The sequence below is a fragment of the Rubrivivax benzoatilyticus JA2 = ATCC BAA-35 genome (genome assembly GCF_000190375.1).
Taxonomy (GTDB): Bacteria; Pseudomonadota; Gammaproteobacteria; order Burkholderiales; family Burkholderiaceae_C; genus Rubrivivax; species Rubrivivax benzoatilyticus.
In genome coordinates this window covers 1-20536 of record NZ_AEWG01000069.1, presented here as the reverse complement: position 1 = coordinate 20536, position 20536 = coordinate 1, and the positions used below count along the sequence as shown (strand labels likewise).

General features: G+C 69.5%; 18 protein-coding genes and 1 CRISPR repeat array. Of the genes, 13 read left to right on the top strand and 5 right to left on the bottom strand.

The genetic code is table 11. The annotated features are described in order from the left end of the window. The 3 genes from RBXJA2T_RS07705 to RBXJA2T_RS07695 form a co-directional block, all read right to left on the bottom strand. On the bottom strand, positions 1 to 601 hold a 601-nt coding region (locus RBXJA2T_RS07705), incomplete at its 3' end, for a thiamine pyrophosphate-binding protein (protein WP_009856779.1). A 67-nt stretch (positions 602 to 668) separates the two neighbouring features. Beyond that, entirely contained in the window at positions 669 to 1952 is a 1284-nt protein-coding gene (locus RBXJA2T_RS07700; protein WP_009856778.1) for an isochorismate synthase, read from the bottom strand. Positions 1953 to 2171: 219 nt separating this feature from the next. Further along, positions 2172 to 3071 (bottom strand): LysR family transcriptional regulator, encoded by a 900-nt coding sequence (locus RBXJA2T_RS07695; protein WP_009856777.1) that lies wholly within the window; start codon positions 3069 to 3071, stop codon positions 2172 to 2174. 138 nt (positions 3072 to 3209) lie between these two features. On the opposite strand from RBXJA2T_RS07695, the gene RBXJA2T_RS07690 reads away from it, so the two are divergent. The 5 genes from RBXJA2T_RS07690 to otnI all read left to right on the top strand — a co-directional run bounded on the left by RBXJA2T_RS07690 (position 3210) and on the right by otnI (position 8661). Continuing rightward, positions 3210 to 3764, top strand: a complete 555-nt coding sequence (locus tag RBXJA2T_RS07690) for a TRAP transporter small permease (protein ID WP_029719051.1) — start codon at positions 3210 to 3212, stop codon at positions 3762 to 3764. Positions 3765 to 3774: 10 nt separating this feature from the next. Further along, positions 3775 to 5055 (top strand): TRAP transporter large permease, encoded by a 1281-nt coding sequence (locus tag RBXJA2T_RS07685; protein ID WP_009856775.1) that lies wholly within the window; start codon positions 3775 to 3777, stop codon positions 5053 to 5055. A 171-nt stretch (positions 5056 to 5226) separates the two neighbouring features. Then, a complete protein-coding gene (locus tag RBXJA2T_RS07680) occupies positions 5227 to 6579 on the top strand; it encodes an NAD(P)H-dependent oxidoreductase (protein ID WP_009856774.1) in 1353 nt (450 codons plus the stop codon). An 86-nt stretch (positions 6580 to 6665) separates the two neighbouring features. Then, on the top strand, positions 6666 to 7697 hold the full coding sequence (locus RBXJA2T_RS07675) for a TRAP transporter substrate-binding protein (RefSeq protein ID WP_009856773.1): 1032 nt from the start codon (positions 6666 to 6668) through the stop codon (positions 7695 to 7697). Positions 7698 to 7830: 133 nt separating this feature from the next. After that, complete coding sequence (otnI, locus tag RBXJA2T_RS07670; RefSeq protein ID WP_009856772.1) at positions 7831 to 8661, top strand: 2-oxo-tetronate isomerase; 831 nt, start codon at positions 7831 to 7833, stop codon at positions 8659 to 8661. 58 nt (positions 8662 to 8719) lie between these two features. Here otnI and darG read toward each other — a convergent pair whose 3' ends face one another. After that, positions 8720 to 9799 (bottom strand): type II toxin-antitoxin system antitoxin DNA ADP-ribosyl glycohydrolase DarG, encoded by a 1080-nt coding sequence (darG, locus tag RBXJA2T_RS07665; RefSeq protein ID WP_009856771.1) that lies wholly within the window; start codon positions 9797 to 9799, stop codon positions 8720 to 8722. Positions 9800 to 9811: 12 nt separating this feature from the next. Next, entirely contained in the window at positions 9812 to 10486 is a 675-nt protein-coding gene (darT, locus tag RBXJA2T_RS07660; RefSeq protein ID WP_029719052.1) for a type II toxin-antitoxin system toxin DNA ADP-ribosyl transferase DarT, read from the bottom strand. 244 nt (positions 10487 to 10730) lie between these two features. On the opposite strand from darT, the gene RBXJA2T_RS07655 reads away from it, so the two are divergent. The 8 genes from RBXJA2T_RS07655 to cas2 all read left to right on the top strand — a co-directional run bounded on the left by RBXJA2T_RS07655 (position 10731) and on the right by cas2 (position 19714). Further along, positions 10731 to 11714: a helix-turn-helix transcriptional regulator gene (locus tag RBXJA2T_RS07655; RefSeq protein WP_009856769.1), complete on the top strand. Its 984-nt coding sequence runs from the start codon at positions 10731 to 10733 to the stop codon at positions 11712 to 11714. A gap of 64 nt (positions 11715 to 11778) precedes the next feature. Then, positions 11779 to 14262 carry a CRISPR-associated endonuclease Cas3'' gene (locus RBXJA2T_RS07650; RefSeq protein WP_237704864.1) on the top strand — a complete coding sequence of 828 codons (2484 nt, stop codon included), beginning with the start codon at positions 11779 to 11781 and terminating at the stop codon, positions 14260 to 14262. 27 nt (positions 14263 to 14289) lie between these two features. Then, positions 14290 to 14946: a type I-C CRISPR-associated protein Cas5c gene (gene cas5c / locus RBXJA2T_RS07645; RefSeq protein WP_009856767.1), complete on the top strand. Its 657-nt coding sequence runs from the start codon at positions 14290 to 14292 to the stop codon at positions 14944 to 14946. After that, on the top strand, positions 14943 to 16673 hold the full coding sequence (cas8c, locus tag RBXJA2T_RS07640) for a type I-C CRISPR-associated protein Cas8c/Csd1 (protein WP_009856766.1): 1731 nt from the start codon (positions 14943 to 14945) through the stop codon (positions 16671 to 16673). Before cas5c ends, cas8c begins: the two co-directional genes overlap by 4 nt. A 61-nt stretch (positions 16674 to 16734) precedes the next feature. Next, on the top strand, positions 16735 to 17646 hold the full coding sequence (gene cas7c, locus RBXJA2T_RS07635; protein WP_009856765.1) for a type I-C CRISPR-associated protein Cas7/Csd2: 912 nt from the start codon (positions 16735 to 16737) through the stop codon (positions 17644 to 17646). 55 nt (positions 17647 to 17701) lie between these two features. Continuing rightward, positions 17702 to 18364 carry a CRISPR-associated protein Cas4 gene (cas4, locus tag RBXJA2T_RS07630; RefSeq protein WP_009856764.1) on the top strand — a complete coding sequence of 221 codons (663 nt, stop codon included), beginning with the start codon at positions 17702 to 17704 and terminating at the stop codon, positions 18362 to 18364. Positions 18365 to 18375: 11 nt separating this feature from the next. Further along, positions 18376 to 19407 carry a type I-C CRISPR-associated endonuclease Cas1c gene (gene cas1c, locus RBXJA2T_RS07625; protein ID WP_009856763.1) on the top strand — a complete coding sequence of 344 codons (1032 nt, stop codon included), beginning with the start codon at positions 18376 to 18378 and terminating at the stop codon, positions 19405 to 19407. A 16-nt stretch (positions 19408 to 19423) separates the two neighbouring features. Continuing rightward, the gene (gene cas2, locus RBXJA2T_RS07620) at positions 19424 to 19714 is read left to right on the top strand and encodes a CRISPR-associated endonuclease Cas2 (protein ID WP_009856762.1); all 291 of its coding nucleotides are present in this window, start codon (positions 19424 to 19426) and stop codon (positions 19712 to 19714) included. A gap of 185 nt (positions 19715 to 19899) precedes the next feature. After that, positions 19900 to 20504: direct repeats of the CRISPR family, unit length 37 nt; unit sequence GTCGCTGGCCGCTCCCGCGGTCAGCGTGGGTTGAAAC. Between the last annotated feature and the right edge of the window lie 32 nt (positions 20505 to 20536).

Genomic DNA, 20536 nt, shown 5'->3' with positions numbered 1-20536 from the left:
GCAGGCGCGGCGCGCCGTCGCGCGCCAGGCGCTCGACCAGCGGCCGCCAGGGTTCGTCGCCCGGGCCGGGCTGCGGCTCCAGCGGCTTGCGGAACCGCGCGTTGACGTGCACCGCGCCGGCCAGCGGGTGCTGCGTGGCCAGCACCGCCTGCGCGGCGATGCGCGGCACGGCGCGCAGCGCGGCCGGGTGCTCGTCGGGAACGCCCAGGTCGTAGAAGGCGCGCACGTGGCGGCCGAAGAGATGCTGCTGGTCCACCGTCTGCGAGGCCTGCGCGTCCTGCACCTCCCAGGGCCGGTCGGCGCTGAGCAGCAGCAGCGGGATGCCGGCTTCACGCGCTTCCATCGCCGCCGGCAGCCAGTGGCCGGGCGCGGTGCCGCTGGTGGCCAGCACCACCGCCGGGCGGCCGCTGGCGCGGGCCTGGCCGAGCGCGAAGAAGGCCGCCGCGCGTTCGTCGTGCAGCAGCGTGTGCGGCAGCGTGCGCGCCAGCGCCAGCGCCAGCGGCGTCGAGCGCGAACCGGGGCTGATGACGGCGTGGCCCACGCCCGCGGCGCGCAGCGCGCCGGCGAACAGCCGGGCCCAGGCGGTGTGCAGGTCGCTCATCGGGGCACCCCCGGTCCTGCGGCCGGCCCCGCCCCTCGGGAACGCGCCCCGGACAAGCCTTGCGGACTCATGCCGCGACGAAGGCGCGCCAGGCGTCGAGCACGCTGCCTTGTTTGGCGCGTGTCTCGGCGAGTTCGCGGTCGCCGTCGGAGCCCTCGACGATGCCGGCGCCGGCCGGCAGCACGGCCAGCCGGCCGCTGAGCACCGCGCCGCGCAGGCCGACGACGGCGTGCGCCGTGCCGTCGGCCGACAGGCGCAGCACCGGCCCGGCGTACAGGCCGCGCGGCTGGCCTTCCAGCGACGCCAGCAGCTGTGCCGCACGCGCGGTGGGCAGGCCGCAGACCGCCGGCGTCGGGTGCAGCGCGTGCACCAGCGCCAGCGCGTCGGTGTCGGCGCTGAGCGTGGCCTCGATCGGGGTGTGCAGGTGGGCCAGGCCGCGTGTGCGGCGCAGGCCGGGCGGGCGCGTCGGCGGCAGCGCCTGCACCCAGGGCGCGATGGCGGCGCGCACCGCGTCGACGACGACGGCGTGTTCGTGGCGCTCCTTGGCGTCGGCGTGCAGCTCGTCGGCCTGCGCCTCGGGGCGGGTGCCGGCCAGCGCCTCGGTGCGCAGCGTGCGGCCGTCCAGGCGCAGCAGCGTCTCGGGTGTCGCGCCCAGCCAGGCCTTGCCGCCGCGGCACCAGGCGTAGCGCACGGCGCCGCTCTGGTGTGCCGACAGCCGGCGCAGCACCGCCGCGGCGGTGGGCGTGCCGTCGAACGCGATGCTGGCGCGGCGCGCCAGCACCACCTTGACCAGTTCGCCGGCGCGGATGCGCGCCACCGCGTCACCGACGGCGGCGGTGTACTGCCGCGCCGCGGCGCGGTCCTCGAAGGTCTCGAAGCCCGGCAGCGGCACGGCCTCGGCCGCCGGCAGCGCCGCCAGCTCGCGCGCGACCGAGGTCAGCCGGGCGCGCAGCGTGTCGGCCTCGGCGGCCGGCAGCGTCAGGCGCAGCCAGGCGCGGCCGCCGCGCTGCACCACCAGGCGCTCGGGCAGCACCACGCCGCCGGGCAGCAGGCCGGCCCATAGCGCGTCGGGATGCTCGCGTGCCGAGAACGGCAGCACGCCCAGCGCGGTGGGCGGCGGGGCGTCGGGGCTGACGTCGGCCAGCCCGGCCCACAGCGCGTGCGCGTCACCCGGCTTGCCGGTGAGCCAGCGCACCGCGCCCATGCCGACCCAGGACTCGCCGTTGGGCGCCAGGAACGCCGCCGTCGGCTCGCCGCCCGCGGCGAGCAGGCGCTCGGGCGGCAGCGGTGCGATCTCCAGCGCGGCGCTGCAAAGACGCAGCGGGTGGCCGGGGGGCAGGGCGAGGTTCATCGGGTTCGAGACGGACGGGCGGATCGGACTCGACGGGACGATACACGGTGACCCGGGGCCGGCCCAGGCTTGTGACTAGACCTATGTCAAGAGGCGTGACGAGATCACGCCGAGCCTGCCTCCTGCGTGACGCAGTCGCCTCGAGGCGGGCGGCCGGTGTCTCGGCGCGAGCCGGCGCTGCCGGGCCTCGGCCCCCACGCGGCGGCGTCCACGCCCGCTTCAGTCGAGCCAGAAGTCCTCGCCCGCCGCCGCGACCTGCTCGTCCAGGAACTCGACCACACGCCGCACGCGGGCCAGCTCGTGCGTGTCCTCGTGCGTCACGCACCAGTAGCTGCGCACCAGGCGCACCTTGTCCGCCAGCACCTGCACCAGGCCCGGCTGCTGGCGCGCCATGAAGTGCGGCAGCACGCCCAGGCCCGCGCCGCCGGCCAGCGCCATCATCTGGCTGATGACGTTGGAGATGCGCAGCTGCGGCACCAGGCCGCGCTGCACCTGGGGCAGGTAGTCCAGCTCCTCGGTCCACATCAGCTCCTCGACGTAGCCGATCCAGCGGTGGCTGGTGAGGTCCTCGCGCTGGCGGATGGCCCGCCGGCCCTGCAGGTACTGCGGGCTGGCGTACAGGCCCAGCGCGTAGTCCACCAGCTTGTGCGCGTAGACCCGGCCCTGGGCCGGGCGCGTCATCGTGATCGCGAGGTCGGCCTCGCGCTTGGACAGGCTGAAGCTGCGCGGCATGGCCACCAGCTCCAGTTCGAGCTGCGGGTGGCGCGTGGCCAGCGTGGCCAGGCGCGGCCCGAGGAAGTAGGTGCCGAAACCCTCCGGCGAGCCCACGCGCACGCTGCCCGAGAGCTGCTGGCCGGCGTCCGCCAGGCGCCCCGTCAGGCGCAGCGCCATCGCCTCCATGGCCTCGGCATCGGGCAGCAGCCGCTCGCCCTCGGGCGTGGGCACGAAGCCGGCCGGGCGGCGGTCGAACAGCGGCGTGCCCAGCGCCGCCTCCAGGCCGCTGATGCGCCGGCTCAGCGTGCTGTGGTCCACGCCCAGCTGCCGTGCGGCGACCGTCAGGCGCCCGGTGCGGGCCATCGCCAGAAAGGCGCGCAGGTCGTTCCAGTCGAAGTCGGGCATGCGAGTTTCTGCACAACCGGTGTGCTGATTTGCAGGTTTTTTTGCAGGAATGCCGATGCTATCGTGGCCTCGCCCCGTCCACACCGGCCGGGGCCGGCACCCGCAGAGGTGACCGACGAGACAAGATCGGAGACAGACATGGCTTTCTGGATACGCAGGGGCATGCGGGTGCTCGACCTCGCCTGCGCCACGCTGCTGGCACTGATGGTGGTGCTGGTCTTCGGCAACGTGGTGATGCGCTACGGCTTCGACGCCAGCATCACCGTGTCGGAGGAGCTGGCCCGCTGGGCCTTCGTCTGGATGACGATGCTCGGTGCGGTGGTGGCCGTCGAGAACCGGGGCCACCTGGGTAGCAACCTGCTGGTCGAGCGCCTGGGCCCCGGCGCGCGCCGGGCCTGCCTGCTGCTCAGCCAGGCCCTGATGATCGGCATCACCGCGATGCTCCTGGTGGGCAGCTGGCAGCAGGCGGCGATCAACTGGCCGGTGCGCGCGCCGGTCAGCGGCCTGTCGATGGCCTGGTTCTACGGCGCCGGCGTGGTCTTCGGCGTGCTCGTGCTGGGGCTGCTGCTGCGCCAGGCTCTGCGCACCCTCACCGGCGTCGGCGACGAAGAGCTGGCGCCGCTGCAGGAGTCCGAGGACGTGGCCCAGATCCAGGATCTGCACCTGGACCGCAGCGCCGCCTGGCGCCACTGAGGAGCAGGCCATGACCGTGTTTCTCTTCGTCGGCTCGCTGCTGGCCGTGATGGCCCTGGGCACGCCCATCGCCTACGCGCTGCTGGCCAGCGGCGTGGCGCTGATGTGGCAGCTCGACCTGTTCGACGCCCAGATCCTGGCGCAGAACGTCATCAACGGCGCCGACAGCTTCCCGCTGCTGGCCGTGCCCTTCTTCATGCTGGCCGGCGAGATCATGAACGTCGGCGGGCTGTCGCGCCGCATCGTCAACCTCGCGCTGGCGCTGGTGGGCCACCGCCGCGGCGGCCTGGGTTTCGTGACCATCGTCGCCGCCTGCCTGATGGCCGCGCTGTCGGGCTCGGCGGTGGCCGACACCGCGGCGCTGGCCACGCTGCTGCTGCCGATGATGGTGCGCGCCGGCCACGACCGGGCGCGCGCCGGCGGCCTCATCGCCTCGGCGGGCATCATCGCGCCGGTCATCCCGCCGTCCATCGGCTTCATCGTCTTCGGCGTCGCGGCCAACGTGTCGGTGGGCAAGCTCTTCCTCGCCGGCATCGTGCCCGGCCTGATGATGGGCCTGGCGCTGGCGCTGACCTGGGGCTGGATCTCGCGCCGCGAGGCGGTGCAGCCGCCGCCGCCGGCCTCCGCGGCCGAACGCTGGAAGGCGCTGCGCGAATCGACCTGGGCCCTGGCGCTGCCGGTGATCGTCGTGGTGGGCCTGCGCATGGGCGTGTTCACGCCCACCGAGGCGGCCGTGGTGGCGGCGGTCTACGCACTGGCGGTGTCCACGCTGGTCTACCGCGAGCTGCGCTGGCAGCAGCTGACCGAGGTCTTCGTCAGCGCCTCGCGCACCACCGCCGTGATCATGTTCCTGGTCGCGGCGGCGATGGTCAGCGCCTGGCTGATCACGGTGGCCGACGTGCCCAGCCAGGTGGTGAGCCTGCTCGAGCCGTTGCTGGACAGCCCGACGCTGCTGCTGCTGGCCATCATGGCGCTGGTGATGCTGGTGGGCATGGCGATGGACATGACGCCCACCATCCTGATCATGACCCCGGTGCTGATGCCGCTGGTGAAGGCTGCGGGCATCGACCCGGTCTACTTCGGCGTGCTGTTCATCATGAACAACGCCATCGGCCTGATCACGCCGCCGGTGGGCACCGTGCTCAACGTGGTGGCCGGCGTCGGCCGCATGAACATCACCGAGGTCACGCGCGGCGTCCTGCCGTTCATGGCCGCGCAGACGGCCGTGATGTTCCTGCTCGTCTTCTTCCCGCAACTGGTCCTGGTGCCGCTGCGCTGGCTCCACGGCTGACAGGCCGTGAACGAGCCCGCCACACCCGCCCGGCGCCGCCGGGCGAGTGGCCCGCACACGCGCGGCTCGTTCACCGTTTCGACTGCTTCCGACAGAGAGCCGGCAGGCCGGCTCGCCCGATCCGGAGCGCACGGCGCTCCTTCCCAACCCCCAGACGGAGACCCCGAGTCCATGTCCCTCATCCGCAAGCTCAAGACCCGCGCGCAGAACGGCCAGCCGGTGCGCGTCGCCGTGATCGGCGCCGGCAAGTTCGGCTCCATGTACCTGTCGCAGGCGCCGCGCACGCCGGGCATCCACCTGACCGCGGTGGTCGACCTCTCGCCCGACCGCGCCCGCGCCTCGCTGGCGCGCGTCGGCTGGGACGCGCCGCGTTTCGCCGCCACCTCGCTGGCCCAGGCGAAGAAGGACGGCAGCACCTTCATCACCGACGACGCCCACGCCGTCATCGCCAGCGACGCGGTGGACATCGTCATCGACGCCACCGGCAGCCCCGCCGCCGGCATCGCCCACGCGCTGCTGTGCTGCGAGCACCGCAAGCACATCATCATGGTCAACGTCGAGGCCGACGTGCTGGCCGGCCCCTACCTGGCGCGCCGGGCGGCCGAGGCCGGCATCATCTACAGCATGGCCTCGGGCGACCAGCCGGCGCTGATCGCCGAGCTGGTGGACTGGGCGCGCACCATCGGCATGGAGGTCGTGTGCGCCGGCAAGGGCACCAAGTACCTGCCGGTCTACCACGCCAGCACGCCCGAGACGGTCTGGGGCCACTACGGCTTCAGCGAGGCGCAGGTCGCCGGCGGCGACTTCAACGCGCAGATGTTCAACAGCTTCCTCGACGGCACCAAGTCGGCGCTGGAGATGGCCGCGGTGGCCAACGGCTGCGAGCTGTCGCCGCCGGAGGACGGCCTGGTGTTCCCGCCGGTGGGCGTGGACGACCTGCCGCACGTCCTGCGCCCGGCCGCCGACGGCGGCATCCTGCCGAAGAAGGGCATGGTCGAGGTGGTCAGCTCGCTCGAGCGCGACGGCCGCCCGGTGTTCCGCGACCTGCGCTGGGGCGTGTACGCCGTCTTCGAGGCGCCCAGCCCCTACGTGAAGGACTGCTTCCAGCAGTACGGCCTGAAGACCGACGCCAGCGGCCGCTACGCCGCCATGTACAAGCCCTACCACCTCATCGGCCTGGAGCTGGGCATCTCGGTGGCCAGCATCGCCGTGCGCCAGGAAGCCACCGGCGCCACCGGCGAGTGGCGCGGCGACGTCGGCGCCACCGCCAAGCGTGCACTGCGGGCCGGCGAGAAGCTCGACGGCGAAGGCGGCTTCACCGTCTACGGCAAGCTGATGCCCACCGCCACCTCGCTGCGCCGGCGCGCGCTGCCGATCGGCCTGGCGCACAACATGGTGCTCAAGCGCGACATCGCCGCCGGCGAGGTCGTGAGCTGGGACGACGTCGACTACGACGCCAGCAAGCAGGCCGTGCAGGTGCGCCGCGCCCAGGAGGACATGTTCCGCCGCGAACTGCGGCTCTGACCCCGCGGCCACGACGCCGCCCCGGCGCCGCCACGGCGCCGGGCCCACCGCCCCCAGAAGGCCCTCGACACAACGGAGACATCACCATGCAGACCCCCGACACCCTGCGACGCCTGCTCGCCCGCGCCCTGATCGCCGCCCCTCTGCTCGCTGCCGCCGCGCTGCCTGCGGCCGCGCAGGAGATCCGCGACCAGTCGTTCAAGTTCGCCTTCGTCCAGCCCAAGGACAGCCACATGGGCGCCGGCGCCGTGCGTTTCGCCGAGCTGGTGGCGGCCAAGTCCAAGGGGCGCATGCAGATCCGGCTCTTCCCCGGCGGCACGCTGGGCGGCGACATCCAGACCATCTCGGCGCTGCAGGGCGGCACCGTCGAGATGACGACCATGCCGCCGGGCCTGATGGTGGGCCTGTCCAAGCCGTTCGCGGTCTTCGACATGCCCTTCCTGTTCAACAGCTTCGCCGAGGCTGACGCGCTGCTCGACGGCCCCGTCGGCCAGAAGCTGATGGCGCAGGCGCCGGCCGGCCTGGTGGGCCTGGCGTACTGGGACCACGGCTTCCGCAACGTCAGCAACAGCCGCCGTCCGGTGGCCCGGCTGGAGGACTTCGCGGGGCTGAAGATCCGCGTGTCGCAGTCGCCGATGATCATCGAGACCATCAACGGCCTGGGCGCCAACGCCACGCCGATGGCCTTCACCGAGGTCTATTCCGCGCTGGAGACCCGGGCCGTCGACGGCCAGGAGAACCCCACCGCGGTGTTCGACGCCAACAAGTTCAACGAGGTGCAGAAGTACCTCTCGCTGACGCGCCACCAGTACAACCCGCTCATCGTGCTGGCCAGCGGCAAGGCCTGGGCCCGGCTCAACGACGCCGAACGCCGCGTGCTCACCGAGGCCGCGGTCGAGACGCGGGCCTACCAGCGCCAGGTCTCGCGCGAGATGGAGGCCAAGTCCACCGCCTCGCTGAAGGCCCGCGGCACCCTCGTCAACGAGGTCAGCGCCGCCGAGATCGAGCGCATGCGCCGCCACCTGGCGCCGGTCTCGGCCAAGCTGGCCAAGGACATCGGCGAGGCGCTGGTGGGCGAGGTGACCGCCGAGGTCGAACGCCTGCGCGAAGCGAAGTAAGCCCGCGCCCGGCACACCGCCGGGGCCGGCCGACGCGCAGGACGACCCGGGCCTGCGCCGGCCGGGCCGGCCCGCGGTGGCCGCCGGCCGGCCCCGCCACCGCATCCCACTCGTTACGCGACCTGCCGCCACCATGCCCCGCTTCGCCGCCAACCTGTCGCTGATGTATCCCGAGAAGCCCTTCCTCGAGCGCTTCCGCGCCGCGGCGCAGGACGGCTTCGAGGGCGTGGAGTACCTCTTCCCCTACGAGCACGACGCCGCGACGCTGCGCGCCCTGCTCGACGAGCACGGCCTGACGCAGGTGCTGTTCAACGCGCCCCCCGGCGACTGGGCCGGCGGCGAGCGCGGCCTGGCCAGCCTGCCCGGGCGCGAGGCCGAGTTCCGCGAAGGCATCGAGCGTGCGCTGGCCTGTGCGCGGGTGCTGGGCTGCCGCCGCGTGCACGTGATGTCGGGCCTGCTGCCCGCCGGCGTGCGCCGCGAGGAACGCCTGGCACTCTGGCACGACAACCTCGCATGGGCCGCGGCACGCGCGTTGGCTGCCGGCTGCACGCTGCTGATCGAGCCCATCAACCAGCGCGACATGCCGGGCTACTTCCTCAGCCGCCAGCAGGACGCGCACGACGCGGTGCAGGCCCTGGGCTCGCCCGCGCTGAAGGTGCAGATGGACCTGTACCACTGCCAGATCACCGAGGGCGACCTGGCGATGCAGCTGCGCCGCTGGCTGCCCAGCGGACAGGTCGGCCACCTGCAGATCGCCGGCGTGCCCGAACGCCACGAGCCCGACCGCGGCGAGGTGCACTACCCGTACCTCTTCGAGCTCATCGACGAGCTGGCCGCACAGGGGCACTGGGACGGCTGGATCGGCTGCGAGTACCGGCCCGCGCGCGGCGGCAGACCGCTGGGCACGTCCTCGGGCCTGACCTGGCTGCACCGGGAGCGCGCGGGAGGGCGGCGGCGCGGGTGAGGTGCGGGGCCGGCGGGCCCGGAGGGACTGGACCCAGCGGCGCGGGGTCTCGCCGCCTTCAGGCCGAGATGGCTTGCGCGGCCGTCGGGCCTTCGGCGAGCGGTTTCAGCCAGCCCTCGTCCTGCAGGCGCTGCCATGCGGCGGCGACATGCTCGCGCTTCATCAGGCGGCGCTTGCGGTCGTTCCACGCCTGCACGGCGGCCAGCGCGTCATCTGACGACGTGACGCCCTCTTCGCGCGTGGCGACCCAGTGGACGGAGGCCAGCAGTTCCATGCCGTACGAGGACTGGTAGCCGTCGATCAGCCGCCCGACACGGGCGACCTGTTCGGCCAGGTCCGAATGCTGGGCGGCGATGAAAGCCTCGGCCTCGGCCAGTGCGTCCTCCGTAGGCTCGATCTCCGCTTCCACCGTCCCGTCGCCCATGCCGCGGATGTAATGGCCTTCCATCTTGTTGAGGGCATGGCGCAGCGGGTCGGAGTACGGGCCGTAGTGATGCTTCACGAAGTGCAGCCCCAGCGGCCCGCCGGCCTCCTGCAGGAAGTAGGCGAGTTTCTGGACTTCGATGCGCGACAGCCCGTAGTTCAGGCCACGGTAGGTATCGAGCATCTTGACGATGGCGGCACGCCCGGGCGTCATGCGCGGCCGGCGCGTGCGAACCTCCATCGACTTCGGCTGCGGCGCAGCGCCCGGCTCGAACAGCCGGACCTCGACATCCGGGACGTCGGCGAAAGCCGCTTCGATCAGTGGCCGCACGTTGCTCCAGTCCAGGCCACCGTTGCCGCAGCCCAGCGGCGGCACGGCGATCGACCGGATGCCCAGGCGACGCACCTGCGACACCAGATCCACCAAGCCGTCACGGATGAAGGCGATGTCGGAAGAGCCGCGCCAGTGGTCCTTGGTCGGGAAGTTGACGATGAAGTTGGGCTTCACCAGGCCGCCGGAGTCGAACACGAACATCCGGCCGGGCCGCACCTGCCCGGCCTTGCAGGCCGCGGCATAGGCGTCGAAGTTGTCAGGCCACTTGTTCTTGAACTGCAGGGCGATGCCCTTGCCCATGACACCGACGCAGTTCACCGTGTTGACGATCGCGTCCACGTCGTCTTGCTTGAGCAGGTCGCCCTGGGTCAGCTTGATCACGATGTCGGGTTCCTAGAAGTACCAGTCGGGCATGACGTCCACCCGCAATGGTAGGCCCGCCTGGGCCACCAGTCCCTGAACCAGGGCTTGGCGCTCTGCGTCGATGACGCCGATTCGGGTCATGCAGTTCAGCGGCGTGTGGTCCTTCACCAGAAACTCGGCTTGGCGGCGTTCCATTCGCTCTGCATAGCGCTCCGAGGCCTGAATGGTGTGCCAGAACCTGCAGTAGCCGTCGAGCTGAGGCCGCTCGGTGATCAGATCCCATGCCACCACCGTGTCGAGCTGCGCCAGATCCGTGTACGCGGCGCTGAAGGCCAGCGTGGCGTTCCGGTCGTAGAACACGAAGGGTTGCCCGAGGGCGGTGACGTTCTCGACTGTCGTCTCGAAGTGGACGATGTCCGCCTGCCGCCAGGCGCATCCCTCCACCCGGCCGCCATTGATGGCGTAAAGCATCGGCGAGCGTGGTGCGAAGTAGAAAGGCACGAAGTCGTGCACCACTCCGCCTGGTGGGTCGGGCACCGCACGAACGGCACGCGCGCCTTGGGCGCCAGCGTGCGCGATGTTCTGGTAGTTGATGCCAGCCGCGGCCCCTCGGTTCTTGGACAGCAGCGCGCCGGTGGCCAGGATCGCCGGCAGGTTGGCGATCGCCGTGATGTGAAACAGGCGGGTTGGCTTCGGTGCTGGCACTCGTCACGCTCCGCAGTCGACCGGGGGCGTTGACGATACCCAACTCCCTGGTGCGGAGCCCTGCGCTGGATCGTCGCTCGCACCGCGTCTTTTCGTTGCTTCGGCCCGCTGACGACGCCCACCGCCCCCTCATCCGCGGTGCCGTCCGCCGCCCGCAGGGCGGATTGCTGCGCTGCCGGGCAGCCATCTCCTGCGCCCTGCACTAGATTGGGCGCGCCGCGGACGTCGCGGCCAGGGAGGGCAGGTGGCACAGACCGACCGCCATTACAAGATCCGGCAGTGGCTGGACTCGGGCCGCTGCGTGAGCCGCGAGTGGCTGATGCGCGAGCTGGAGGTGTCGGCCTCCACGCTCAAGCGCGACATCGCGCTGCTGCGCGACCGGCTGAACACACCCGTCGAATGGGACTGCGAGCGCCGCGGCTGGCGGCTGCAGCGCCGCCCCGCGGGGCCCGACGGCCAGTACGAGCTGCCCGGGCTGTGGTTCAGCGCCGAGGAGATCCACGCGCTGCTGACGATGCAGCACCTGCTGTCCAACCTGGACGCCGGCGGCTTCCTCGGCCCGCACATCGAGCCGCTGCGCAAGCGCCTGTCGCAGCTGCTGGGCACCGGCGCGCCGCCGCGCAGCGACGTGGCGCGGCGCATCCGCGTGCAGACGGTCGGCGCGCGCCGCATCGACCTGCCGGGCTTCCAGGCCATCGGCACCGCGCTGCTGCGCCGCCAGCGGCTGCAGATCGGCTACCGCAGCCGCACCAGCGCCGAGACCAGCGAACGCGAGGTGTCGCCGCAGCGCCTGGTGCACTACCGCGACAACTGGTACCTGGACGCCTGGTGCCACCAGCGCGAGGCGCTGCGCCACTTCAGCGTCGACGCCGTGCAGCAGGTGCGCGTGCTGGACCGCGCCGCCATCGACGTGCCCGAAGACGAACTCGACGCCGTGCTGGGCGCCGGCTACGGCATCTTCGCCGGCCGCGACGTCACCTGGGCGCGGCTGCGCTTCAGCGCCGAGCGCGCGCGCTGGGTGGCCGCCGAGCGCTGGCACGCCGACCAGCGCGGTCGCTTCGACGCCGAGGGCCGCTGGCTGCTGGACCTGCCCTACGCCGACCCGCGCGAGCTGGTGATGGACGTGCTGCGCCACGCGCCCGAAGTCGAGGTGCTGTGGCCGCAGGAGCTGGCCGACGAGGTGCTGGCGCGGCTGAAGGCGGCGGTGGCACTGATGGAGGCTGGATGAAACCTCAGGCACGGCGTCGCGGCGCGGGTCATCTCCTGGGCTCGCGGACGGTGACAGTGCGTGCGTGGCCGCCATCTGCGTCCACGAGATCGATGGAAGCGACGGAGAGTGCATGGGAAATGCGATTGCGCATGCCGGTCAGCCTGGTTGTGATCACCACGCTCTGGTGGATCATCTTCAGTGCGTGGCGCAACTTGCTGCAGAGCTCCTCGCCCTTGGTGGCGACGATGATGCGCTGCCCGCGTGTGGCCGTCTGGCCGGCCTGTGGCACGACCTTGGCAAGTATCGCGACGGTTTCCAGCGCTACATCCTGATGGTCAGCGAGGCCCACATCGAGGGGAAGCTGCCTCAGGGCAGCGACAAGTCCCACTCAGCTGCCGGCGCCCTGTACGCAGAGAGCTGGTTGCAGCAGCAGTACGGTGCCCCGGGACTACTGATCGCACGGTTGCTGCAGTACGTGATCGCGGGTCACCACGCCGGCCTGGACGACTGGCGCATCGATATCGGCAGTCTTCATGGCCGCCTTGCCTCGGCCGACGCGAGCCGCGAACTCGACGAAGCGCTGCAAGCCCAACCTCCTGCGGCGGTCCTCGCTCCCTCGGTGGCCTTGCCCTCGTTGAAGAGTCTTCCGCTGCCGCTAGGAACTGGCGTCGAGGAGATTCCCGGGCGCCTGGCGCTTTGGACGCGGATGCTGTTCTCGGCACTGGTCGACGCCGACTTCCTGGACACGGAAGCGTTCATGAACCCAGGCGTTGCGACTATGCGCAAGTGCGCCTTGCCGTCGATGGCGGAGTTGCTGCGCACCTTCGACGCGTTCATGGAGCGCAAGGCTGACTCGGTGAAGGCCGCGGGCCTGGTCGACACAGAGGTGAATCGGCGGCGTGCCGAGGTCCTCGCGTGCTGCCGTGCCAAGGCTCTCGGTCGGCCCGGGACGTACACCCTCACCGTGCCGACGGGTGGCGGCAAGACGCTGTCGGGGCTGGCGTTCGCCCTTACCCATGCCGTACAGAACAAGCTTCGGCGGGTGGTGATGGTGATTCCGTACACCAGCATCATCGAACAGACCGCCGAGGTGTTCCGCGACGTCTTCGCCGCACTGGGGCCGGAGGTCGTCGAGCGAGTCGTGCTCGAGCACCACAGCAACGTCGCCGAACCCGATGCGGCGAACGAGACGACGTCTTCGCGCCTTGCGTGCGAGAACTGGGATGCACCTCTGGTCGTGACGACCAGCGTGCAGTTGTTCGAGAGCCTCTTCGCGCGCAAGACATCGCGCTGCCGCAAGCTGCATCGGCTGCGCGGCAGCGTGATCGTGATCGACGAGGCGCAGCTGCTTCCCGTCCGTTTCCTTCAGCCAGTGGTGGACGTGCTGCGACTCCTCGTGCGCGACCATGGAGCCACGGTCGTCCTGTGCACCGCCACCCAACCTGTGCTGGCCGAGGCGCGCGCCTTCGGCGGAAGGGGATTGCGCGGCTACCCGCCGGGCGAGGTCACCGCCATCATCGACCACGAAGCCGCGCTGTATGACGCGCTGCGGCGCGTCAGGGTCAACCTCCCATCCGACCTCCATTCGCCGCAGCCATGGGAGGTGACGGCACAGGCCATGGCTCGGCATGACGCGGTTCTCGCCATCGTGGGGCGGCGTGCTGACGCTCGTACGCTGTACGAAGCTCTGTCCAGGGATCTGAAGGATGGCGCCGGTGCGATGGCGGGCCGAAGCCTATGGCATCTGTCGGCGCTGATGTGCCCCCAGCACCGCAGCGAAGTCATCGCCGACATCAAGCACGCGCTGGCCGAACGGCGAGACGCCTTGGCTCGCGGTGCGCCGGCGGTTCCGGTCCGGGTGGTCGCCACCAATCTGGTCGAGGCCGGTGTCGATCTGGACTTCCCGGTGGTCTTTCGGGCCATCGCTGGCTTGGACTCCATCGCGCAGGCAGCGGGACGCTGCAACCGCGAGGGGCGCCTTGCCCAAGGTGAAGTTCATGTCTTCGTCCCGCCGAAGGCGCCTCCGCCGGGCTTGCTGCGTCAGGCTGCTCAGGCATGCAAGCTGGTTTGGGAGAGTCCAGACGACGATGGCGATACCGATCCGCTCTCCCTTGAGCGGGTGTCGCGCTACTTCCGGCGTCTCTATGGCGACGCTCAGTCGCTCGACGAGGCCGACATATGCAAGCTGCTCCAGGTGGAGGTCGACAGGCAGGACAAGGCGTTGTCCATGTGCTTCCGCTCGGCTGCCGAACGCTTCCGGATGATCGACAACGAAGACGCAGCAACGGTCATCGTCCGATACCGCAGCGCACGCTGCCGCGACGACATCGATGCCCTCATCGGTCTGCTGGCACGTGATGGCCCGTCGCGTTGGCTCATGCGCAAGCTGCAGCGCTACGCAGTGACTGTCTACCGATACGACCTTCAGCGCCTGCTCGACTGCGGCGACGTGCGCGAGCAGCTTCCCGGGCTCTACGTCCAGACCGAGTCGGATGTCTTCTACGACCCGACCCTTGGCGTCTTGCTGGGTGGCGCGCCGGGCGATCCAGCAGCCTTCGTTATCTGACTCATCGATTCAGCGAGGTCATTCCAGATGAACCATTTCTGTCTTGAAGTACGGGGCGACTACGCGTGTTTCACGCGGCCGGAGATGAAGGCCGAACGCGTCTCGTACGACTTCATCACGCCCTCCGCGGCTCGTGCGGTGTTCGAGTCCATCTTGTGGAAGCCCGAGATCCGCTGGCGCATCGAACGGATCGAGATCCTGGCGCCGGTGCGCTGGCTCAGCGTGCGTCGCAATGAGGTCGGCTCCGTGATTTCGTCGCGCAACGTCGCTGCGGCCATGCAGTCCGGCAAGGGACATCTGGGCTTGTACGTGGAAGAGGACCGGCAGCAGCGCGCAGGTCTCTTCCTGCGTGACGTTGCCTACCGGCTTCACGCCCGGCTCGTTCCGGTCAAGGGTGAAGCCCTGGGCAATCCGATCAAGTACGCGGAGATGTTCCAGCGTCGCGCCACCAAGGGCCAATGCGTCAACCAGCCTTACCTGGGGTGTCGCGAGTTCGACGCGCGCGTGCGGCTGGTGAGTTCTCCCGATGGCGAACCGGAGCCGCAGGCGAGCATCGACGGCGACTTCGGCTGGATGCTCTACGACCTCGACTTCAGCAAGCCGTCGGACCCGCGTCCGATGTTCTTCAGGTCCCGGGTCGTCCGTGGCGTTTTGGATCTGACCAAGGTCGAGGTGCGCTCATGATCCTCCAGGCACTTCACGCGTACTACGAGCGCAAGATGCGCGACCCTGACCCATCCCGGAGGCTGCCTGCCCTGGGGCTGGAGGACAAGGAGATCCCGTTCATCCTGGAACTCGCCCCCGACGGCAAGTTGTTGGGCATCACCGACACGCGCACCCAGCAGGGAAAGAAGAAGGTCGCGCGCAAGTTCCTGGTACCGCAGAGCGTCAAGAAGACTTCGGGTGTCGCGGCCAACCTGCTGTGGGACAGCGCGGAGTACGTTCTTGGCTTGGACACAAAGGGCAAGCCGGGACGCGTCGCGGAGCAGGTCGCTGCATTCCGGCAGCGCGTCGATGCACTTGAGCGCGTAGCTCCCGGTGACGCGGGTCTTGTTGCCGTACAACGGTTTCTTGCCGGAGAACCGCTGCTTGCTGCCCAGACGATGCCCTATTGGGAAGAGATCGCAGCCAGCAATCCGTACCTGACCTTCCGGTTGACGAGCGACGCTGATTTGGTCTGCCAGCGGGACGCCGTAACGAGCGCCATCCGGGCCCTTGAACTGCCGGAAGCGCCGCCCGATGGCGCGATGACTTGCCTGATCACAGGCGCCGTTGCCCAACCGGAGCGACTTCATATCGCGATCAAGAACGTCTGGGGTGCGCAGACTTCAGGCGCGAACATCGTGTCGTTCAATCAAGACGCCTTCCGTTCCTTCGGCAAGGACCAAGGTGCCAATGCGCCCGTCAGTCCCGGCGCCGCATTCGCCTACGCTACCGCGTTGAACCATCTTCTGGCCAAAGGTTCGTCCCAGCGCATGCAGGTGGGCGACGCCAGTACGGTGTTCTGGGCGCAGTCTGAAGCCGACAGCGACGTGGAGGACGGCTTCGCCGCGCTGTTCTCCGACCTCAAGGACGATCCCGACGCGCATACGTCCCAAGTGCGCGCGCTCTTCGAGTCCATCCGCAGCGGACGCTTCGACGGCGCCGCAGGCGACAGGAGATTCTTTGTCCTCGGCCTGGCGCCGAACGCGGCGCGCCTCGCCATCCGCTTCTGGCATGCCGAAGCACTGCGTGACGTCGCCCAGCGCGTTCAGCGTTGGTTCGACGACCTGGAGATGGTTCGTGGGCCACACGACCCCCAGTACCCATCGCTGTTCAGGCTGCTGACGGCTGTCGCCATCCAAGGCAAGGCCGAGAACGTGCCGCCGACGCTGGGTGGCGACGTGATGCGCGCCATCCTCACGGGCGGCCCCTATCCGGCGGCATTGCTCAACGCTGCAGTGCAGCGCTGGCGTGCGGAGCGCGGCTCACCCGCTGAGGTGCATCGCCTTTCGTATCTGCGCGCTGCCGTCATCAAGGCCTGTCTATCCCGTTCCCACGAACGATCCCCCAAGGAGGTTCCAACCGCCATGCTCGACAAGCTGAATCCCAACGCGGCCTACCGGCTGGGCCGTCTCTTTGCGGTGCTGGAGAAGATCCAGGAAGAAGCCAGCCCCGGCCTTAACACCACCATTCGCGAGCGCTACTACGGCGCGGCTTCCAGCACGCCGCTGGCGGTGTTCACCACGCTGCTGCGGCTCAAGAACCACCATCTGGCCAAGCTGGTGAACCGCGGCCGCGCAACGAACTTCGAGAAGCTGATCGGGGAGATCACCGGCGACATCAGCGACTTTCCGCCGCACCTGAACCTGCCGGACCAGGGCCGGTTCGCGCTGGGCTATTACCACCAGCGGCAGGACTTCTTTATCTAGACCGACTCGACCTCGGCCGCCAGCGCGGCCACCACAACCACCCCCCAGGGAGCATGAAACCATGACCGCACTGAACCGACGCTATGACTTCGTCCTTCTGTTCGACGTGAAGGACGGCAACCCCAACGGCGATCCCGACGCCGGAAACCTGCCCCGGCTGGATGCCGAGACTGGCCATGGGCTGATGACCGACGTGGCGCTCAAACGCAAAGTGCGCAACTACGTCGGCCTGGTGCATGGCGAGCAGCCGCCCTACGAGATCTACGTCAAGGAGCGGGCCATCCTGAACAAGACCCACGAGCGTGCCTACCTCGCGACGGGAGGTGAAGAAGCGCTGAAGGGAGACGACAAGAAGCGCAAGGGGGCCGGTGACCAAGTGGACAAGGCGCGCGACTGGATGTGCGCCAACTTCTACGACGTACGAGCTTTCGGTGCCGTGATGTCCACGGGCGTCAACTGCGGCCAGGTCCGAGGCCCGGTGCAGATGACCTTCGCGCGCTCGATCGAGCCGATCGTCGCGCTGGAGCATTCGATCACGCGCATGGCCGTGGCCACCGAAGCCGAGGCCGAGAAGCAGGGTGGCGACAACCGCACGATGGGCCGCAAGCACACGGTGCCCTATGGTCTGTATCGGTCGCACGGCTTCGTCTCCAGTTTCCTGGCGAGGCAAACCGGCTTCTCTGCCGAGGACCTGGAACTTCACTTCAAGGCCCTAGAGCAGATGTTCGAGCACGACCGTTCGGCAGCACGCGGGCAGATGAGCACGCGTGGCCTCTACGTGTTCGAGCACGAGAGCGAACTGGGCAACGCGCCCGCGCATGCGCTGTTCGACCGACTGGTGGTTTCAGCTGTGGCGCCGGGAACGCCTGCTCGCGACTTCGGCGCCTATGCGGTCACCTTCGATGGAAGCCCGCTGGCGGTCGGGGAGCGGGTGCAGGCAGCGCCGGGCGTCACGCTGCAGCGCCGCTGCTGACCGGCTCGGGCCCAGACGGCGGCGCGCCGGGTTCTCCTTCTCCCCGGAGAGGCTGATGACTCGCTCGGAGGACGAACTCGAGTACCCGCTGCCGCTGTCGGCTTTGCAGCACTGGGCCTATTGCCCGCGGCAATGCGGCCTGATTCACCTGGAGCAGAGCTTCGATGACAACCTGCACACGCTGCGCGGGCAGGCTGTTCATCGGCTGGTGGATCAGCCAGGGATGGAACTGCGCAAGGGGCTTCGCATCGAGCGGGCCCTGCCTGTGTGGAACGACGCTTTGGGTCTGGTCGGCAAGGCCGATGTCGTCGAGTTCGAGCCCGATGGCACGCCGTACCCGGTGGAGTACAAGCACGGATCCCGCCACAAGGCAGCGGACATCGCGGCCGCGGACGATCTCCAACTGGCGGCTCAGGCGCTGTGCCTGGAGAGCATGACGGGGCATGCCGTGCCGGCAGGCGCGTTGTTCTACGCCAGTTCCAAGCGGCGCCGCGAAGTGGCGATCGACGAGAGCCTGCGGCATGCGGTGAGCGTCACCGCCGCAGCCATCCGGGCCATGCTGACGAGCGGCAAGTTGCCGCCGCCCACGTCCGACCAGCGCCGCTGCCACGGATGCTCGCTGCGGGACCGCTGCCAACCGGAAGCCTGGCGCAATCTCCAGGACAGTCGCGCCGCGAGCAGCCTCTTCGACGTCGACGACAACGACCTCCCCTCCTAGGCAGCAACGGCATGCAACTGCTCAACACGCTGTACGTCACCCTGCCTGACTGCTACCTGAGGCTGGACAACGACACGCTGCGCGTAGTCGATGAAGACAAGGAGACGCGGCTGCGCGTCCCACTCCATCATCTTCAGGCGGTGGTCTGCTTCGGGCACGTCGGCATGAGTGCGCCGCTCATGCATCGGGTGGCAGAGGAAGGCATCGCGCTCGTGCTGCTCGACAGCAACGGCCGATTCAAGGCGCGCCTCGAGGGTGAAGTCGGTGGCAATGTGCTGCTGCGTCGGGCGCAACACCGTGCAGTCGACGATCCGGACTTCACACTGCAGCTTGCGCGGGCGATCGTTGCCGGCAAGGTACGGAACCAGCGTCATGTGCTGCTTCGTGGCGCGCGCGATACCAAGTCCGACGAGGACCGCGCATTGCTTGCGCGCGCTGCCAAGGATCTGGCAGCCAGTCAGCGCGCCCTGCCTGCGGTTGCCGACCTGGACGCGCTGAGGGGCGTGGAGGGCGAGGCCGCTCGTACCTACTTTGCTGCACTGAACCAGCTCGTGCGTGTCGACCAGCGAGCGCACTTCGCGATGGATGGTCGTAGCCGGCGCCCGCCACGTGATCGCATGAACGCGCTGTTGAGCTTTTTCTACTCGATGTGGATGAACGACTGCCGCAGCGCTTGCGAGTCGGCAGGTCTGGATCCGCAGGTCGGATTCCTGCATGCATTGCGCCCGGGCCGAGCGTCTCTCGCCCTGGACCTGATGGAAGAGTTCCGTCCTTTTGCCGACCGGCTCGCGCTCACCCTGGTGAATCGATCCCAACTGTCTGCCGCCGATTTCGAACTCCGCGAAGGCGGAGCCGTGCTCCTGCAAGGGGACGCACGCAAGGCCGTCGTGACGGCCTTCCAGGAACGGAAGCAGGATGGGTTGGCGCATCCGCTGTTGGCGGAGAACATTCCGCTGGGGCTGTTGCCGCTGGTGCAGGCCCGACTATTGGCGCGCCACATTCGCGGTGAAGCCGCTGCGTATGTGCCGTTCCTCATGCGGTGATACGGGCCGCACTGAAATGCTCGTCATCGTCTGCTACGACGTCAATACGGAAGACCGGGCCGGCCGGCGCAGGCTGAGGCGCGTTGCAAAGGTGTGCGAAAGCACCGGGCAGCGGGTGCAGAAGTCCGTCTTCGAGTGCCAGGTGACGCTCGCTCAGATGGATCTGTTGGAGCGACGCCTGCTGGCCGAAGTGAACCTCGATAGTGACTGCCTGCGCCTCTACCGCATGGCCGACACCCGTGGATGCGAGGTTCGTGAGTACGGCAGGTTCAAGGCGACCGACTTCGAAGATCCGCTGGTCCTATGATGGGACAGCGCGAACCCCGAGCGGCGCTCTCGCCTCTCGGCGGTCCGCGCATCCTGCAAGTCCTTGTTTCCACGTGAGATACCTCATTGCAACGGCGTCCCAATGACGCTGCGCCCTGCGACCGTCAGCTGGTTCGCGATTGGCGCTGCTGCGGAGCCCTGGTGTGGCGAACTTGGATTCGTGGGGTCGCTGGCCGCTCCCGCGGTCAGCGTGGGTTGAAACCGCGCCAACGACAAGAGCATCCAGAGCCTGACGCGTCGCTGGCCGCTCCCGCGGTCAGCGTGGGTTGAAACGTGTACAGCTCGCGCTTGCCGCAGCTCGGGCAGGGTCGCTGGCCGCTCCCGCGGTCAGCGTGGGTTGAAACAGCCAGGGGGCGGCGTCGCGCCGGGCGAGCTGTGTCGCTGGCCGCTCCCGCGGTCAGCGTGGGTTGAAACGCCGTGCGCTTGCTCAGCCATCAGTACGCGACGGTCGCTGGCCGCTCCCGCGGTCAGCGTGGGTTGAAACAAGAACCTGTCGATCTACTGGCAGGAGGGCAGCCGTCGCTGGCCGCTCCCGCGGTCAGCGTGGGTTGAAACCTCGTGACCCAGCGGGCATTGGAGCGGTAGCGGGCGGTCGCTGGCCGCTCCCGCGGTCAGCGTGGGTTGAAACATTCCAACGGCAGCGAAGTGCTGCTGGCCCTAAGGTCGCTGGCCGCTCCCGCGGTCAGCGTGGGTTGAAACTTCAAGGGCGTCATCGACGGCGTCGACGCGCTCAGTCGCTGGCCGCTCCCGCGGTCAGCGTGGGTTGAAACAAGCAGGACGCGACCGGCGGGCGCACGATCGC